General features: G+C 44.6%; 15 protein-coding genes. 6 read left to right on the plus strand and 9 right to left on the minus strand.

Annotated features, from left to right (window positions below):
* Positions 1-9 precede the first annotated feature (9 nt).
* Complete coding sequence (locus VIB_RS14720) at positions 10-1,710, minus strand: L-lactate permease (protein ID WP_004396997.1); 1,701 nt, start codon at positions 1,708-1,710, stop codon at positions 10-12.
* Between the two features lie 204 nt (positions 1,711-1,914).
* Here VIB_RS14720 and VIB_RS14725 point away from each other — a divergent pair, with 204 nt between their 5' ends.
* Positions 1,915-2,814, plus strand: a complete 900-nt coding sequence (locus VIB_RS14725; protein WP_004396998.1) for a LysR family transcriptional regulator — start codon at positions 1,915-1,917, stop codon at positions 2,812-2,814.
* Between the two features lie 62 nt (positions 2,815-2,876).
* On the opposite strand, the gene VIB_RS14730 is transcribed toward VIB_RS14725, so the two are convergent.
* Positions 2,877-3,371 carry a hypothetical protein gene (locus VIB_RS14730; protein WP_040905296.1) on the minus strand — a complete coding sequence of 165 codons (495 nt, stop codon included), beginning with the start codon at positions 3,369-3,371 and terminating at the stop codon, positions 2,877-2,879.
* 228 nt (positions 3,372-3,599) lie between these two features.
* Here VIB_RS14730 and VIB_RS14735 point away from each other — a divergent pair, with 228 nt between their 5' ends.
* On the plus strand, positions 3,600-5,960 hold the full coding sequence (locus tag VIB_RS14735) for a Lon protease family protein (protein WP_004396999.1): 2,361 nt from the start codon (positions 3,600-3,602) through the stop codon (positions 5,958-5,960).
* Between the two features lie 51 nt (positions 5,961-6,011).
* On the opposite strand, the gene VIB_RS14740 is transcribed toward VIB_RS14735, so the two are convergent.
* Entirely contained in the window at positions 6,012-6,476 is a 465-nt protein-coding gene (locus tag VIB_RS14740) for a DUF2850 domain-containing protein (RefSeq protein ID WP_040905543.1), read from the minus strand.
* A 165-nt stretch (positions 6,477-6,641) separates the two neighbouring features.
* Here VIB_RS14740 and ppnP point away from each other — a divergent pair, with 165 nt between their 5' ends.
* A complete protein-coding gene (gene ppnP / locus VIB_RS14745) occupies positions 6,642-6,923 on the plus strand; it encodes a pyrimidine/purine nucleoside phosphorylase (protein ID WP_004397000.1) in 282 nt (93 codons plus the stop codon).
* Between the two features lie 258 nt (positions 6,924-7,181).
* Here ppnP and VIB_RS14750 read toward each other — a convergent pair whose 3' ends face one another.
* The 3 genes from VIB_RS14750 to VIB_RS14760 form a co-directional block, all read right to left on the minus strand.
* The gene (locus tag VIB_RS14750) at positions 7,182-8,030 is read right to left on the minus strand and encodes a pirin family protein (RefSeq protein ID WP_004397001.1); all 849 of its coding nucleotides are present in this window, start codon (positions 8,028-8,030) and stop codon (positions 7,182-7,184) included.
* A 161-nt stretch (positions 8,031-8,191) separates the two neighbouring features.
* On the minus strand, positions 8,192-8,803 hold the full coding sequence (locus tag VIB_RS14755; protein WP_004397002.1) for an alpha-ketoglutarate-dependent dioxygenase AlkB family protein: 612 nt from the start codon (positions 8,801-8,803) through the stop codon (positions 8,192-8,194).
* Between the two features lie 352 nt (positions 8,804-9,155).
* Positions 9,156-10,688, minus strand: a complete 1,533-nt coding sequence (locus tag VIB_RS14760) for a DUF3612 domain-containing protein (protein ID WP_004397004.1) — start codon at positions 10,686-10,688, stop codon at positions 9,156-9,158.
* 158 nt (positions 10,689-10,846) lie between these two features.
* Between VIB_RS14760 and VIB_RS14765 the strand changes: the two genes are divergently transcribed.
* Positions 10,847-11,425: an aldolase/citrate lyase/malate synthase family protein gene (locus VIB_RS14765; protein WP_004397005.1), complete on the plus strand. Its 579-nt coding sequence runs from the start codon at positions 10,847-10,849 to the stop codon at positions 11,423-11,425.
* Between the two features lie 123 nt (positions 11,426-11,548).
* Here VIB_RS14765 and VIB_RS14770 read toward each other — a convergent pair whose 3' ends face one another.
* Positions 11,549-12,565: a GGDEF domain-containing protein gene (locus VIB_RS14770; RefSeq protein WP_004397006.1), complete on the minus strand. Its 1,017-nt coding sequence runs from the start codon at positions 12,563-12,565 to the stop codon at positions 11,549-11,551.
* 101 nt (positions 12,566-12,666) lie between these two features.
* Positions 12,667-13,593 (minus strand): chemotaxis protein, encoded by a 927-nt coding sequence (locus tag VIB_RS14775; protein WP_040905299.1) that lies wholly within the window; start codon positions 13,591-13,593, stop codon positions 12,667-12,669.
* Between the two features lie 184 nt (positions 13,594-13,777).
* Between VIB_RS14775 and ppiC the strand changes: the two genes are divergently transcribed.
* The gene (ppiC, locus tag VIB_RS14780; protein ID WP_004397008.1) at positions 13,778-14,056 is read left to right on the plus strand and encodes a peptidylprolyl isomerase PpiC; all 279 of its coding nucleotides are present in this window, start codon (positions 13,778-13,780) and stop codon (positions 14,054-14,056) included.
* Between the two features lie 323 nt (positions 14,057-14,379).
* Positions 14,380-15,024, plus strand: coding sequence for an outer membrane protein OmpW (gene ompW / locus VIB_RS14785; protein ID WP_004397009.1), 645 nt, complete (start codon positions 14,380-14,382; stop codon positions 15,022-15,024).
* An 88-nt stretch (positions 15,025-15,112) separates the two neighbouring features.
* Here ompW and VIB_RS14790 read toward each other — a convergent pair whose 3' ends face one another.
* Complete coding sequence (locus tag VIB_RS14790) at positions 15,113-17,461, minus strand: VolA/Pla-1 family phospholipase (protein ID WP_040905302.1); 2,349 nt, start codon at positions 17,459-17,461, stop codon at positions 15,113-15,115.
* Positions 17,462-17,468: the final 7 nt, after the last annotated feature.

Here is a 17,468-nt window from a genome sequence, read left to right on the forward strand (position 1 = left end):
GGTCGGTCATCAGCGTTCAGCCAGCATCAACACATCGCTGAAATTAAACCCGTACACGACCACCATGCCGATAATGGCAGTGGCGATGAGATAATACGCCGTCGGGATGATGGTTTTACGCAAGGTGGCTCCTTCACGGCCCAGTAAACCGACCGTGGCTGAGGCTGCGACCACGTTATGAATCGCGACCATATTACCGGCAGCGGCGCCCACGGCTTGCAGGGCGACGACCACCACGGTAGAGATATTCAGTGTCTGCGCCACTTCAAATTGAAACTGGCTAAACATCATGTTTGAAACCGTGTTTGAGCCGGCAATAAAAGCGCCTAAAGCACCAACGGTGGCGCTAAGCGCAGGAAAGGCTTGCCCAACTAACCCGGCAGCAAAATTGGCGGTAGTCACAGGCATGCTGGCCAGATCAGCGCCGTTAACGCTAGAATTAATAAAAATTCGTACCATAGGAATAGTAAAGACCAATACAAAACCAGCCCCCACTAAGGTTTTACTCGATTCACCGACGGCTTTTAGTAATGGCGTCACACTGCGAGATTGTAAAAGCACCGCTAATAAGGCGACAAAGACTAATATGCCACCGGGCAGATAAAGCGGATCAATCGATGTGCTGACTCCGGTCTCGCCAAGGATGTTATTAAAGCTCAGTTGAACGCTCAGCAGCATGGCTTTGAATTCACTGCTGACCCGGCTAGCAACCAGAATGACCGCCAGTAACACATAGGGTGCCCACGCTAAGGCCAGTCCCATAGGTTTGGCTTTCATCTCATCAAGATTCATTTTTAATGATCCCAGCCATTCGCTAGGCCATTCTTTTTCAGCCGGAAATTCCCAAGTGCTTTTCGGTACTAAAAAGCCCTTTTTCGCGGCGGTGACGACAACGGCTAAACTGACTAATCCACCGATCAGTGAAGGGAATTCAGCGCCTAAAAAGACCCCCGTTAGCGCATAAGGCAGCGTAAAGGCCAAACCGGCAAACAGCGCAAAAGGTAAGATATCTAACCCTTCGGTCCAACTGCGGTTTTTACCGAAAAATCGCGTCAACATCATCGCCATCAGCACTGGCATTAAAATACCAACAACCGCATGAGTGAGTGCAACACCGGCGGTGATTTGCTGTAAGTAGGCGTCCCAACTTGAACCATTAGCCACTAAGGTTTCGCTAATGTTGTGGGTATCTAGTCCACGGTTAACGCCAACAATGATCGGCGTACCCACCGCTCCGAATGAGACTGGCGTTGATTGAATCATCATTCCCATTAACACCGCGGCTAAGGCAGGAAAGCCAATCGCAACCAACAAAGGGGCGGCAATGGCCGCTGGTGTACCAAAACCAGAAGCGCCTTCGATGAAGGAGCCAAAACACCAAGCAATGATGATCGCTTGTACGCGACGGTCGGGGGATATATCGATAAAACCGTTGCGAATCGTAGTAATGGCGCCAGTGTGCTTGAGAGTATTGAGTAGCAATATTGCGCCAAACACGATCCATAACACGGAAACGGTGATGCCGAGCCCTTGCAAAGTTGAAGCGAATACGCGAGTTATCGACATATCCCAAAAAATCAAAGCGATAGCAACGGTTAAGGCAAATGCGACCGGCATGGCTTTTTTGGCTGGCCAATTTAATCCGACCAATAGCACGGCTGCGACAACAATGGGTGAAAACGCAATCAGCGCCAGTAGGGTGTCACTCATGAAAGACTTCCTCGTCCTTTGAACTCTTCATTAATAATGATGACTTAACACGTGCAGTAGGGTACGAGTTAAGCAATGTAAGCTCGGGTTGTTTAATTTTTATAGTTGTGATGGTCTTGTTAATTGTAGGTGAATTTACTCCTTTATTTTTTGAGGATATAGGGAAATAATGAAAATAATTAGTTCTTAAAATGGTATAATCGAATGCGCGCAGATGATTTAATTCTGTTTTCTCAAGTCATTGAGCTCGGGAGCTTTAGTAAGGCTGCGGAACAAAATAATCTTACCAATTCAGTAGTTAGCAAAAGAATCGCCCGTTTAGAAGAAGAGCTGGCGGTACAGTTACTCTATCGTACCACCCGCAAATTAACCTTAACCGAAGCGGGGAAAGCCTTGTTGATCAGTGCAAGAAATGTGAAGCAAGCCACGCAAGAAGCGATGGATGCCCTGTCAGGCTTTGGTGAAAATGTCAGCGGTCACATTAAAATGTCGGTGCCGACCATCTCTGGAGACTTATTGCTCGCTGATGCGGTCGCGGAATTTTGTAATCGTTATCCTGGATTAACGGTAGATATGTCGCTGGATAATCGGTTTGTTGATTTAGTTGAAGGTGGTTTTGACTTAGTGATCCGTACGGGTTATTTGGATGACTCGAGTTTGATCGCGCGGCATATATTGGATTCGCAATGGGTTGTCTGTGCATCGCCCGCATACCTTGCCCGCCATGGTCAGCTGATCATGCCTGAGCAGCTTGTGGCTCATAATTGTTTACAATACGCCTATCAAACCACCGGAGCCAGTGATTGGGAGTTTAAAAGCCCGACAGGTAACCGGATAGTGAAAGTTTCGGGCAGCTTTTCTACCGATAATGCGACAGCATTACGTAAAGCAGCATTAGGTGGCCACGGTATTGCTTATGTGCCGCGCTGTTTGGTGTACCATGATTTTAGAGAAGGGACATTAATCGACCTATTTCCAGATCAGGTCGGCAAAAAATTGGGGATTTACGCGGTATACCCGTTTACACGTCAACCACCCAATAAAGTTCGTTTATTGATTGAACATATCCGCCAGCGTTATTTAGCGATTGCTGACTATTTTTAATCGCCCCTATTTTTAAGCTGAAAGTGTTTATTCCGTTAATCGTTAGACCCGACGGTTGGTGTTTAGTTGAGTCGTGTCGCGCTCGTCGACTGCCCTTGCTGATGTTTCAGTTGAGTAAAGTAGCGATGGACTTTTTCAATATTCGCATACTCTAACTGCCACGACGCTGCTCTTTGCGCATGGCAAAAAGCATTAATGTGTTCGAGTAAGTCGTGGCTGTTGCTGTCTAAGACACTGGCGACGGATCTGACCAATGGACTGTTTTCGATGGATAAAAATTGCAGTAACGCATAACTTTGGTTGAGTACTTGATAAGCGCCTTGCTGCTGTCCCATCGTATTAAGAATTTCAGATTGGTAGACTGCGCAGTCTCGCAGTCCACTGATTAAACACACCAACTGACAAGGTTTGGTTTGAGTACTTTGTGCCGCGTAATGCAAATGTTGTGGGAGGTAGGCTAATACTTGCTCAAACAGATAATGAGCTTCAGGCCAATGCCCTTGATTGACCAATTTCTCAGCTTTTTGGTAGTAGCTCCAGCACTGATTAAGATCCATCGTGACTCCGGTGTTGGTGAAGTTGTGGGACCCTATTTAAAGACAACTTGCCATCAAATGCAACTGGTTGTCATTTGCGTCTTCATCATTAGCACTGGTGCTTATTTGTCCACTTAAGCGTGAATTAGTAGTAAGTCACTAAAAAGATTGTGCTTTTCTTCTACACTTAAGCTACAAATAAAGAAAATTAATTTAAATATAACAATCATAAAAAAATAAGGAGGGGGTATGGCGATTCAAAATTTGAGTGTTGAGCAGCTCTATCACGTTGCAACACTAGATAATTTGCCATGTAAATCGACCAAAGAGTTAGCTCCCATTGATGAGATTGTTGGTCAAGAGCGCGCGCAAAAAGCGGTTGAATTTGCGATGTCGATAAAAGAAAAGGGCTATAACATTTATGCCATTGGACGTAATGGATTGGGTAAACGAACCATGATCTTACGTTACTTAAATCGCCATCAGCCAGAAAATAATGCGCTATTTGATTGGTGTTATGTGGCTAATTTTGATGATATTCGTACACCACGAGTGCTTAAGCTTCCGTCTGGTGTTGGCCAGAAATTTCGTCAAGATATTGAAAAGTTGATGACTAAATTGGTCAATGCGATTCCGTTAGCGTTTGATAATGAACTCTACTTTAGCCGAGCGGACCGCTTAAAAAACCAACTAGCCCAAAAGCAGGAACAAGAATTAGCAGCCATCACCTTACGTGCCAAAGAGCGTGATATTAGTTTAAGTATCACTAACCAAGGTGAATATCAGTTTGTCGCCATGAATGGCGAAGAAATGCATACCGAAGAAACGTTTGATGCGCTGAGTAAAAAAGAGCAAGAGCATTTTGCGCAGACGATTGATGAGTTAGAAGTCAGCTTACGCAATATGGTCCGCCAGCTCACTGAGTGGGAGGAAGCGTACAGCGAAAAAATTAAAAAGCTCAATGATGATGTGACGCTCGATGTGATCAGTCATTTTATTAAACAGCTTAAAATCGATTATTCTAAGTACCCTGAAATCAAAAGCTACTTAACCGAATTACAAAAAGATATCGTCGAAAATGTTGAGATCTTTTTGGATGAAACGGGAGAGCAAGGGGAGCTCGCTACCGCGGCGTTGGATAAAAAGTTACCACGTCGTTATAAAGTGAATGTACTGGTTTGTCGCGCGTCGCAAGAATTTCCGGTGGTGGTCGAAGAAAACCCTAACTATCACTCCTTGTTTGGCTATATTGAAACGGCGACCTATAAAGGAACGGTGTTTACCGATTTTTCACTGATCCGCGCTGGTAGTTTACATAAAGCCAACGGCGGCGTACTGCTAATGGATGCGGTTAAAGTATTAGAGCAGCCCTATGTATGGGATGGCTTAAAACGTGCTCTGCGTTCACGTCAGCTCAGCTTCACCTCGCTAGAAAAAGAAGTGACTTTAACCGGAACGGTATCGCTCGATCCTGAACCGATACCACTAGATGTCAAAATCATCTTATTTGGTGATTATCGTACTTATGAATTATTAACGCATTACGATCCGGAGTTCAGCGAGCTGTTTCGAGTCACCGCTGATTTTGAAGACGAGATGAAGCGTACGCCAGAAAGTGAGCTGCATTATGCCCGTTTCATTTCAAGTATTGTCCATGATAACAATATGTTGCATTGTGATCGCAAAGCGATTGCGCGAATTATTGAACACAGTTCGCGAATGACCAGCGATCAAAACAAGCTCTCTTTGCATTCCGCGCATATTGCCAATTTATTGCGTGAGTCTAATTACGTCGCTCGCCAAGCCAATTCTAATATGATTCGCCAAAATCATGTGGAAGAAGCGCTGTGCAACCAACAAATGCGAGTCAATCGTCTTCAAGAAGGCGTAATGGAAACCTTCCTTAATGGCACTACATTACTGCAGACCGAAGGCTCTGCGGTGGGGCAGATCAATGCTTTATCGGTGTTAGCGACCAGCGATCATGCCTTTGGTGCACCAAACCGAATTACGGCGACCACATCGTTTGGTGATGGCGATATTATTGATATTGAACGCAGCGTGGATTTAGGGGGCAGTATCCACTCAAAAGGAGTAATGATACTTTCTGCTTATTTAAATTCGGTGTTTGGCCGAACGGCGCGAGTACCGTTAACCACCACCATTACTTTTGAACAATCGTACGGTGGGGTCGATGGCGATAGTGCCAGCATGGCTGAGTTTTGCGCTATTGTGTCAGCATTTTCCAAGCAACCCAATCGGCAAGATATTGCGATTACTGGTTCAATGAATCAGTTTGGTGAAGCGCAGCCGATTGGCGGTGTTAATGAGAAAATCGAAGGCTTCTTCGATGTGTGTAATATTAAAGGCCGTCATTCTCAACAAGGCGTGATTATTCCTCGTTCTAATCAGCATCATTTGATGCTACGGGCGGATATTCTCAAAGCGGTGGAAAAGGGTGAATTCCATATTTGGGTGATTGACCATGTGACAGAAGCGATTGAGCTCTTTACTGGAAAACCCGCTGGTGTTGCAACAGAAGATGGCAGCTATCCCGTGGATACGATTTTTGGTTTGGCTCAGGCTAAATTAAACGCACTACGCAAATAATCATAGGCTGGTCGTCACGCTTAACCTTCTTAATGGCTCCTTCGGGAGCCATTATCGTTCCCTAAAATGCTCTGAAACGGCTGAACGACGGCTAGGTCCAGGTTCAGTGGAAATGGTGTGCTCATAGCCCGCACGTATAAAACGTTGGTGAGGCAGCGGAGGTTCAACTCGTCGCATCTGCGGTGAGTCAGTGGTTCCCGAAAGTTGATAAATCGTTTCGCCAGTGCCAGTTCGGATGGCGATGGTCTTGCCATCAAATTCAAATTGCGTGGCAATTAAACGATGATCACGAAATACGCCTTGTTCATTAAAGGTGAGAACTTCAGTTAAATGGCTTGGTGCACCGATTTCAATCCAAGAACCGTGCACGTTCTTCGGATTAATGTAATCGCGATAACTAACGAGAATTAATAGCGTAAATCCGACAGATAATAGACTTAATATTAGCCAGAAGAGGACTTTAAATAGAAACGATTGACTATCAGGGCGGTATTTTCGGCTAGGTTTTTTTCTAATAACCACATCATTCTCTCAAAGTATTTAGGATTTATTACGTAAAGCCTTTAGGTAAGCTGAGTATAGCATATTGTCATTAAAGCTAAGCTAATGATATCTTGAGTATCTGTTAAGTGATGAGTGGAAAACGCCACTCAAACTATTTTATCTCAGAAAAGGAATACCATGATTAAGGAAAATAGCTACTTTGATGGCAATGTGAAATCTTTAGGTTTTCAGCAGCATGGCGAGTCAATGACCGTCGGTGTGATGGCTCCTGGAGAGTATACCTTTGCGACGGATGCTCCGGAGAAAATGACCGTTATCAAAGGGTCATTAACCATTAAACGCACGAGCGATCAACACTGGTTAACGTTTCATAGTGGAGAGTGTTTTGACGTTGATGGTCATTCATCGTTTGATTTACAAGTGTCGCAAGCCACTGCTTATTTGTGTGAATTTTTATAGCCGTGCGTTTTTAGGTCATAATAGGCGCTGACGTTTCCAGCAAGCCAAAAAAAGCCACACTCATTAATGGGTGTGGCAAAAACAAAAATATCCGGCAGTGGTTTTATTTTTGTTTAATAACCGACCTTATGGTCGAATGGACAGTAAACTTACTCTTCCTTTCTACGTACAGCGGCAGCTGTCTTTGTTTCGTCATCGAGTTTGTTGATGAGGGTTGACCATAACTCTAAGTCGTTTGGGTATAGAGTTATCAGGCAATTAGTAGGTGGAAAATAATCCTGCATTATAATCAGCAATCGCTTGTTCAATCTCTTGGTGACTATTCATCACAAAAGGACCGTAATGAACCACCGGTTCGTTAATCGGCTCCCCCGCTAAAATCAATACACCGCTGGCTTCGTTGACCGATAATTGAAGTGCAGCGTTGCGAGAAAGTACCGCGAGTTCGCCTTGTTTTAAGCTCTTCCCTACCACGTTCACCGCGCCTTGATACGCATAAAGCAACACGTTGTAGTGCTCAGGGATGACTAAAGCGATATCACTGGATGATTGAGCACGCCAGTCGGCAACGATAGTGGCGACGCCAGTTTGAGTTAGCGGACCTTGCAACGTTTGCCCGTTGATAGCGAGCTTTCCAGCGATGAGTCTTAGCGTACCCAGTGCATCTTCTGAATATTCAGTTATCGTTTCAGGTTGAAAATCATGATATTGAGCCGGTGCCATTTTGTTTTTCGCTGGTTGATTAATCCAAATTTGGAAACCGTGCAATTGACCTTGTTCCATGATTGGCATTTCGCTATGAATAACCCCTCGGCCCGCGGCCATCCATTGGGCACCGCCACTGCGTAATTCGCCGACATTACCCATTTGATCGCGATGTTGAAAGTGCCCTTGCAACATATAGGTTAAGGTTTCAATGCCTCGATGAGGATGAGGAGGGAACCCTCCAATGTAATCGGCACTATGATCCGATTTCAATTCATCTACCATTAGGAAAGGGGAGAATCTGCCATGGTTAAAACCAGCGACACGACGAATTTTCACTCCGTCTCCATCCGAGGTCGCTCGGGCGGGAATTAGCTGTTCGATGACTCGTAAGGTGTTCATGATCGTGCTCCATCATTAGAGGATGATCATAGCTTACTGATTGCTGGCTCAAAAAGGAGCACAGAGAGTTGAGGATGTCATTCAAAATTTTTGAAGATCAATAGTCTCTTTCGGTACTTTTCCGAACGTAAGAACAAGGTTGGCGTTCATAGAGACACAGATCAACCAATGATCTGTCTAAATGTGAGATTGATTCTTGGTTGGCAGGATTGACGAGTTTTAGGAATGGTGTGCTGCCAATAGTGCTGTGTATCTCCAGCCATCACTAATAATGAGCCATGGCTGAGTTCAAAGGTTAATTTTTCTTTACTTTGCATATGGCGCAGCGCAAAGCACCGAGTTGCGCCTAATGATAGTGAAGCGATGACGGGTTGGTGACCTAATTCCGGTTCATTATCTTGGTGCCAACCCATCGAATCTTGACCATGGCGATAGAGATTCGCCAGAACCGAATTAAATGGCTGATTTGCAACTCGTTCACATTGTGCTTTAAGAGGGAGTAATGCTGCTGCCCACGGTTGTGGCGCTAAACTTAAGCCTGAATAGCGATAAGCTTTTTCACCGTACCAAGCGTGCAGGCGAGGCTGCATGATTGGTTTACCAAACATCATGATCGCTTGTTGTTGCCAGTTGAGTTCAAGCGACAGGCGTTGATAAGCGTTATCGGCTTGTTCCATGGATAAAAAATCTGGGATCCACAGTAATTGTCCATCATTGATCGTTAGCCATGATGGCGTTGGTGTAGATTCAGGGATAGAAACTGGAGTTGGCATCATTATTCTCAGTTAATCATTTTTTGATAGGTTGGATGTTTTAAGGTTGAGAGAAACCGAAAAGTAGAGAGTTACAGGGAAATTGCATTTTGCACTGGATTTGCAAAATGCAAAATCACTATGAGATCGGTTGTAATGAAACGGACGCTTTTTCGCCATATTCGCCTTGAATTGCTTGATTAAGTGGTTTGAAAAAGTTGGCACGCTATGTGCTTTATAATATATGACCCTTTTAAGCCGAGGGTCACCTAGCCAACTGACGTTGTTAGTGAACCTCTTTGTTCACACAAAATATAGCCAATCGCCCCTTTTTGCGGTTGGCTTTTTTTTACGTTGTTTTTCTTGTCAACGATCAACGCTGCTCGGTTTGATTGGCGCATTTATCGTAACAACTGGGTACTCTCGGGCACACCGCACCACGTGAACAAATCAATCTTGCTTGATTATCAATCCCACGCTCAATCCAATTAATATTGAGAATTTTTGCAATGGTTAGCAAATCTTTTTTAATGTGTCTCGGGATGATGGTTGAACCTCCTTGTTGAACACAAGAGGCTTTGAGTTCTTCGGCAATCGAGCGGGCATCGCCACCTTGAGCATTAATGGCGGGATTAAGATCAATGCCAGCACATAGCACACGGTTATTCCCTGCAGCATCAGACATATTCATTGATTCACAACAGTAAATACGCGGTTCATCACCGACATTTAAAATGGAAATTTGTGCTGAGCTACCGGGTAAAGGCTCAGACAAACGACGAAACACCGCCCAGTGTTGGCAAGGGTCATCAACTTTACGCATGTTCCCCCAAGGTAGGGGTATGCCATTACCACGATACACCGCTTTAAGTTTGCCTTCGCCATAGGCATCAAAATAGTGCCAGTGAGGGTAGGGAGAGACGACGGTCATCCGGCGCATGGCAACCGAAGGGGATACTCCGGCTTTTTGATGTACGGAGATTTCATAGCCATTACGATCCAACAGTTGGCGAAAGGGAACTTTGGGGCATAATAGAGCGCCAGCAAAAAAGCTCGATTCAAAATCACGCCATGCTTGCAAAATATCTTGTGAGTTAAGCTCGGAGGTTTGCTGAAGATCGCTCTGCGCTTCCCAGCCATGAGTATGCCCAACCGAAAGCACACTTTTTAATCCCTCTTTACTGTGTAAAACATTATGGCCAATGTACACCGCTAAGTCGTATTTCAGGCGTGTCGGATACTGTTTTAAAATCTCATTAAGATAAATGTTTCCCGGTGGTTCAAAAAAAGAAGTGACTAACTGTTTGGCGCTGATCCCCAATTCATCGACCACATCATGCGGTGTACGTGTCACCCAACGTATGGTCAATCCTAGGCTTTTAGCGATATCGATTAAATCTTCTACGGCCAAATTAAGACGTTTTAGTCCAACCTCCTCTGCCGCACGTTCTAGATCGGGGAAGTGATTTTGTAAACTTTCTTGATGGGCCCGGATCAGCAGATGAGCAAACTGGCGGCCGGTGATCCCGGTTTGTGAGAGCATTTCGGGAATCGCAATCTGTAAAATATCATTAGAAAATAGAAAGCTAGGTTCAAGTGCCATCCCACTGATCCCACCTCGATTGCCCTTATTAGGTGTAATGTCGGCCTGTTCGGGTTCGTCGTCTAAAAACCAACGCGGATCTTTTTGAAAGACTTCAGCAATCACTTCGAGCATTTCTACGCTAGGAACTCGCTTGCCTCGTTCAATCATAGAGAGATAAGAGACGGAAGGAGCGTATTCAGGATTAACCCGTATACAGCGCGCTGATAAATCTTCCATGGTTAAGTGGTTGCGTTTACGCAAGTTTCTTACCTTGGTGCCTAAAAAATGTGACTGTCTGACTAAGCTTTTTGATATGGCCATTTTGTAAAATTCACATTGTAAAATTTTTGTTGTGAAATTGTAGTAAAAAATCCGCTAGTCTACAAACTAAGCCAGTCACAGAATTGAATGAAAATTAAACATAAGTTTGAAGTAATGGCTCTAGGACACAATAAATAGTTATCCACGAGGGAACGACAATGAATATGCTGACATTCGATAAGACTAACATTCAATCAACTCAACATCCGTTTATCGCTGAAGCTGTCTTCGCCGTGGAGACAACCAGCGCAAATCAACAACGAGAAAGACAAGCCAAAGCTAAGCAATTAATGGATCGTTTATTTCCGCTAGAAAGTGGTTCGCATCAAGAAGTCACCAGTTATGTGATCGATTACCACCATGTACTGGCGTATTTTAAAGATGGTCGTCACAGCGGTTTACAATATCCGAAACAGTTTGTCGCCTTTACCGGCAGTAAAGATCAGCCTTGTTCAATTCTCTTTAGAGAAGGGGATGGAAGCCATGTTGAACTGCTATTAGGTTGCTTACGCGGTACTGGCTGTGTGGAATTGGTTGAGATAGAAGATATTCAGTTAGAAACCTGCACCACGTTTAGCCAGCAAATCAATAATCAAATGGCTAATACTGCGATTCGTCATTGGATAAGCTTGATCAAAGGGAATGCGCACGGTAAAGCGCAAGCCTGTAGCGAAGATAAAGAATATACGGCAAAAAGTGGTGAAGACTACTGTCTTAATTACGCTTTTCACTTATAAATTTACCATTAAAATCAATAAGTTGGTTGGGCGACTTGTTTTAAGTCGCTGACCATCTACCTTGATAGTGGATTGAATGGGTATTAATTAATGGCCTGCTTTTATGGACTCTCGATGGCGATTTTAGAGTGGCATTACTCGGTTACGGCCAAGATTTTTGGCCTGATAGAGCATTTTATCGGCCCGATCAACTAAAGTATCAGCGGCTTCCAAACTTTGATATTCGGCGACGCCAAAAGAGGCAGTAATATTACCAATTTGTTGACCTGAGCGGCGATCGCGAACTGAAAGCTTTTCAATTGATCGACGTACCGACTCCGCGAATTGACGAGCACTACGTAAAGTCATGTTAGGCAGCAGAATAACAAATTCTTCACCACCAAAACGGTAGGCAGTCATCGCTTCGCGGCAATTACCTTGAATACGTTTGGCAATCGCTCTTAATACCGAATCACCAAACAGGTGACCGAAATCATCGTTATAGCTTTTGAAATGGTCGATATCTAACAAAATAATGCTTAGCGCTTGTTGAGCATGAAGCATGGCAAGTAGATCGTTATTAAAAGCGCGTCGATTATATAACCCACAGAGTGGATCAAAGAGCGCGTCTTTCTGTACTTCTGCCAATTGGCTTCTCAGCTTAGAGATTTCATCGCAAGCGGTTTTGAGCTGATTGTTTAAAAAGCGGGTCGAATGGCGAATGTCTCGTGACTCACTGACTAGCTGTCGAATAACGCCCATTACTTCCTCTAAAGAAAGATCTTCTTTCTCTACGCGTTCTAAATCGCAAAAGCTTTTATCGATAATGGCTTCAAAAGCTCGTGTATCAGTCATGGTATCAGACATTGAGCTGGCGACTTCACTGGCTAAAATTTCCATATTCGCGCGCAGTTCACTGACGGTCGTTTCTGCTTTAGAAGCGATGAAATTTTTGTATAACAGGTCGCCAGAACTGGGTGGACATAAGCCAAAATGCGCTAAAACGGAATCCATTTCTTGATTTAACTGCGGGATAGCATGATCGACATAAGTATACCAAAGCGCGTAGTTAGCAGGTGTGGCGGCAACATGATGCTTCATCATCAGAGGAACCGCTTTTTTAAGGTTGGCAGTAGATTTTTTAAAAACTTCATCAGGCATGGGTTTACCGGCACTAAGCGCTAATCAATTCTATAGGCTAAGCGTAGCGGATTTTTGCTCATATTGCTGCAAAAATCCGCTGATCTTGCTCTTATCGTGGATTACATTGAGAGGGATGACGAGCGTTGCGATTCAAGTTTTTTCGCTCCTCTGAGCATCGCTTCGATAAGTTCAGTGGCGTTAAATTTTTCTAATGCCTCGTGTGCGCCAACTTGATGAGCGCGGTCGACACAAATTTCACTCGACAATGAGGTGTGCAAAATACAATAAGCGTGACTTAAGCGAGAATCGTTTTGTACCTCAAAAGCCAGCTCATAGCCATCAAGACCGGGCATTTCAATATCACTGACTAAAAGATCAATCGCATTATGTTCATCGGCTAGGCGGCGCATTAGTTCAATAGCCTCCAAACCATTTTTACAAATCTGATAAGGAATGTTGATTCTATCTAGCGCATCGGCCAGCTGTTTACGGGCAATTGATGAGTCATCGACCAGTAAAATATTCAGTGGTTTTAGACGCTCACGTTCAATATCGGTCAGCATCGGCACTTTGGTGGATTCGTATTGTGGGTAGATTTTTGAGAGCAGCAGTTCGACATCCAGAAGTTGGACAATACGATCTTGATAACGAGTGATCCCTGTTACAAAGACATTATTGCCCGCTGTCACCGGCGCTGACTCAATGGAGCGCCAATTACATTCGATGATTTTTTCAATGCCGCGCACCATAAATGCGACTACGGTACGCAGGCAGTCAGTGACAATCAAATAACACTGTTTATATTCTTGAGGAGTAATCGGCCTAAATCCGATGGCTGCGGCCATATCAATCACTGGTACCGTTAGATTACGTATCGTCACCGTTCCCACCACATGATGATGAGAATACGGGATTTGCGTCATCGGTAAATAGGGGACGATTTCCCTTACTTTTAACGTTCCAATAGCAAACAGCTGTTGCTGTGAGTTGAGGGTAAACATCAACATCCCTTGCGACTGATTTGCTTTACTGACGGTTTTGGCCATAACACACTACTCAAAAATAAACACACTACACCTTCTATAGTAACTGAAAATTGCCGCTTCGTAACGCTATTGAGCTATTTTTAGCAGTTAAAGCTCCTTGATGAGCGATGAATATCGAAAAGATGCATTAGGCTACGGCTTTGGTTAAAATAAGCAGCTTTGTTATTAGATCGAGTATTTCCCTATGGCGAAAACAGCCGCTGCATTGCACATTTTAGTCAAGCACAAAGAGCAAGCTGATGAATTACTACAGCAATTAAAAAAAGGCGCTAAGTTTCAAACCTTAGCCAAAAAGTATTCACTTTGCCCATCGGGTAAGCGTGGTGGTGATTTAGGCGAATTTCGCCAAGGACAAATGGTCCCTGCTTTTGATAAAGCTTGCTTTCAAGGTGAAATTTTGACGCCGCAATTAGTGAAAACCAAGTTTGGTTGGCATGTAATAAAAGTACTTTACCGTACCTAGTGTTGTAGTGGACCGCTCTTTTCTACTGAAGCTGCCGCGCTACGGCAGCGTCTTTCGAGCCAAGTATATTGTTTCCATACTCATGGTGACAGACTCAATCAACACCGCCGAATGCTCCTACGGTTAGCTTGCTTTTTGCGTGGCACGCCTAGTTTGCATTAGATAATTGTGTTGCTTGAGCATTTATTGTGACAAAGTTTACAGATTTTCATCTTTTCAACTAAAAAAATTCACAAATTGATTTCCATCAAAATAGTGTGGTTTTTATATGCTACTGTGCGCGCCAACAAAAAGAATAATTAGCCCAACAAAAGGAAAGTAGCATGAAAAAAACAGTCTGTGGATTAGCTGTCCTTACCATTTTAGCTTCAACTTCAGTGCTTGCTCATCAGCAAGGGGATATTTTGGTGCGTGCAGGTATTGCTAGTGTCGTACCCAATGATAGCAGTGATAAAATTCTTGGTTCGCAAAATGAACTGTCGGTGAACAGTAATACTCAGCTGGGCTTAACGCTCGGCTATATGTTGACGGATAATTTCAGTATTGAGTTATTAGCCGCAACGCCTTTCTCGCATAAGATCTCGACCGATCTTGGCGGTTTAGGGGATATCGGTAAAACTAAGCATTTACCACCGACGGTGATGGTGCAGTACTATTTTGGCGAAGCGGGTAGCACATGGCGTCCTTATGTTGGCGCTGGTGTTAACTACACCAATTTCTTTGATGAAAAATTTAATGATACTGGAAAAACAGCCGGGCTTAGTGATTTAAAACTGGATGATTCTTGGGGTCTAGCGGCCAATGTTGGTGTCGACTATATGCTCGATGATAACTGGTTCTTTAACGCATCAGTTTGGTACGCCAATATTGAAACCACAGCAAAATATAAAGCGGGTGTTGATGCCCAATCCACTGACGTGAAAATTAATCCTTGGGTATTTATGATCTCTGGCGGTTATAAGTTCTAAAAAATTGACTTGATAACGCTCAGCAACAATAAAGGCAGGAAATCCTGCCTTTATTGTTTTCTATTTTACCGCTTTGCGGTTTGGTTAATTAATGCAATACGGTTTCTGGAATCGCCCCATTCAATTGGTTATCAATTAAAAAATCAATGGTTTGTGCTTGCATTTGACCATGGTGAAGAGCATCAGACCCATCATCATTCTGTGGGGCAATAAAGGTTGAATGCTTAGCCGTGGCATTATACTCAATAAAGACGCTGCTTTGCCCATTCACGGTTGGTGTCGTGCGATTGATCGTCGTTAATCCAAGTAAGCTCGCCACTGGCTCTGTGCCAGCAAATGGCAGTATACCTGCTTCTTTGGTGACATTCGGCACCGTATCGTCATTGTGAACTTGAGTCAGCAATAACGGCGTTGTAATGCCCGAAGCTAAATTCGCCATTGGATCTATGCTGTCGAGCACCGATTGAGCGGCAAAGCTAAACTGAGCAAACAGTGCGTTTAATTGCGCTTTTTGTAGTTCAGTTGCATTTTGTTCAAAGATACCGTAACACGCGGAGTCAGTTTGCCCAATGCAGTATGTGTCTGCAAACGCCTTATACTGAGCAGAAGTCAGCGCTAAGTTATGTTTGATCTGCGGTGCAAAAGCATCAGAACCAAACAGAAGTGGCGCGATACGACCACCAGAGTTATGGATCGCTGCGGCGCTAAAGTGATAGAGAGCATTCGCTTGAGGATTACCTAAATCTTGCTCACTTGCTGCCAGTGCGGACAGCCCGACAATACCACCTAATGAATGACCGAGCAGTTTAATCTGTGAGCCTGTTGCAATATTGACGTTCTCAAGGGGAGAGCCGATGAAAGATGATTGTGACAGGGTTAGCGCAGCGCGCAGCGCCAGCACGTCCAAAATACTTTGACGCACGTTATCACGGGCCACGGGTAAGTTAACTAAATTTAAATAGGCCAGCACATTGGTATTGGCTGAGCGCTGTTCGTCTAAACTGCGCTCTCCGTGCAGTGGCATATCAATCGCAATCACCGCTAAACCCGCTTGAGCAAGGCGAAACGCAAACGCGTAGGCATTTTCTTTGGCTGAGGTAATGCCGTGCTGATAAATGACCACATTTTTAACTTCGCCCGTTTTGGGAGTAAAAAGTAAAAACGGCACGGTTTGCAGTGATTTAATGCTGGGCAGCGGTGAATAGCGGGTGATCAAACGCTCGCTGTCTAATCGGCTGCCATCGGTTTTCGTGAGCTCAAGACCGACTAATTTCATCTGCTGTTCTTGACTGGTTGCAAGCTCGGTAAGATCAATACCAGCGCCGATCAATTGCGCGGTAAGATGAGCCTGCTCAACAGGGTCTTTTAACGCTGCTGAGATTTTCGCTAGGCTGGGGGAAGCGGCGCTAAACGCTTGTGTGTTCCAATTTGCGCCGGTTTCAAGGTAGTAAGGCAGAGTCACCGCGCCATGAGTGACGTTAACCGATTGACCGGTATCAGTGACGGACTGATCATAAGCTGCAATGAGTAGGTTCTTGGGAGCCTTGATATATTGTTCAAAAGCCTTATCTGCGTTAAGCGCTTCAGCAAAAGGCTTGGGATCTTCAAAGGTCATTTGATAAGCATCATTTTGATGGACAAATGTTTGCTGCCAAACCGCTAATGGGTTTTCTTGCCCCGCGCCGTAGGCCGTTGCGGCAGCTACAGCGCTTAATGTTTCACCGACCGATTGGGTGCTAAACCAAGTGCTGTATACGATCTGTTCTGCATTAACACCCGTCGCGCTAAACAGAGCTTCCGTGCCATGGGTGATTTTCTGCAGCTGTGCCAATTGTCCTTGGCTATAAATGCGCTGCTTAGATTTAAGGGTCGCATAGCTACTCGAGGTGCCGATTGGCTCGCCTTGTGCGTCTTTAACATCACTGGTGATGGCTAAAATATAGTTGCTCGCTGGGTTTAATGGCTTAGTTGGGTAAATGGCGATCTTACTGGTCGCGGCATCGCTAAAGGCGACAAAGTCAACATTAGCTTTCGGTTGTGGATTACCAGTCATCGAATCTGTCAGTTCAACTAGATAAACACCGTCTGTGATGGCGCCAGTAGCCAAATTGCCGCCAGTAAAATCCAGATACAGTGGCATAGTGGTTGACCAGCCATCGAGCTGATTCATGGCAACCCGTGGATTACTGGGCGAGTTGTCACCATCCGTGGGTAAGTTTAAAGTACCATCTTGCGGGTTCATCAACGTATAGGAGGGTAGCGGCACCGAAGGGTTCGCGCCGCTCAACTGAAATTTAATCTGTGTTTCGCGAGTTAATGCCTTGGCAATATGTGGCTCATAGCTAATGGTCGGTGCGCCAGAGCTTTGCGTGTCATCGCCGCATCCCGCTAACCATAGAGCCGAGCAGAGTAGGGAAATTTTAAGTAGTTTTTTCATGGGTTTC

The organism is Vibrio metschnikovii CIP 69.14, from assembly GCF_000176155.1.
Taxonomy (GTDB): domain Bacteria; phylum Pseudomonadota; class Gammaproteobacteria; order Enterobacterales; family Vibrionaceae; genus Vibrio; species Vibrio metschnikovii.

Bases quoted from the DNA above. Each gene is read 5' to 3' on its own strand.
- VIB_RS14720 (WP_004396997.1), bottom strand. From the start codon at position 1,710: ATGAGTGACACCCTACTGGCGCTGATTGCGTTTTCACCCATTGTTGTC.
- VIB_RS14725 (WP_004396998.1), top strand. From the start codon at position 1,915: ATGCGCGCAGATGATTTAATTCTGTTTTCTCAAGTCATTGAGCTCGGG.
- VIB_RS14730 (WP_040905296.1), bottom strand. From the start codon at position 3,371: ATGGATCTTAATCAGTGCTGGAGCTACTACCAAAAAGCTGAGAAATTG.
- VIB_RS14735 (WP_004396999.1), top strand. From the start codon at position 3,600: ATGGCGATTCAAAATTTGAGTGTTGAGCAGCTCTATCACGTTGCAACA.
- ppnP (WP_004397000.1), top strand. From the start codon at position 6,642: ATGATTAAGGAAAATAGCTACTTTGATGGCAATGTGAAATCTTTAGGT.
- VIB_RS14750 (WP_004397001.1), bottom strand. From the start codon at position 8,030: ATGAACACCTTACGAGTCATCGAACAGCTAATTCCCGCCCGAGCGACC.
- VIB_RS14755 (WP_004397002.1), bottom strand. From the start codon at position 8,803: ATGCCAACTCCAGTTTCTATCCCTGAATCTACACCAACGCCATCATGG.
- VIB_RS14760 (WP_004397004.1), bottom strand. From the start codon at position 10,688: ATGGCCATATCAAAAAGCTTAGTCAGACAGTCACATTTTTTAGGCACC.
- VIB_RS14765 (WP_004397005.1), top strand. From the start codon at position 10,847: ATGAATATGCTGACATTCGATAAGACTAACATTCAATCAACTCAACAT.
- VIB_RS14770 (WP_004397006.1), bottom strand. From the start codon at position 12,565: ATGCCTGATGAAGTTTTTAAAAAATCTACTGCCAACCTTAAAAAAGCG.
- VIB_RS14775 (WP_040905299.1), bottom strand. From the start codon at position 13,593: ATGGCCAAAACCGTCAGTAAAGCAAATCAGTCGCAAGGGATGTTGATG.
- ppiC (WP_004397008.1), top strand. From the start codon at position 13,778: ATGGCGAAAACAGCCGCTGCATTGCACATTTTAGTCAAGCACAAAGAG.
- ompW (WP_004397009.1), top strand. From the start codon at position 14,380: ATGAAAAAAACAGTCTGTGGATTAGCTGTCCTTACCATTTTAGCTTCA.
- VIB_RS14790 (WP_040905302.1), bottom strand. From the start codon at position 17,461: ATGAAAAAACTACTTAAAATTTCCCTACTCTGCTCGGCTCTATGGTTA.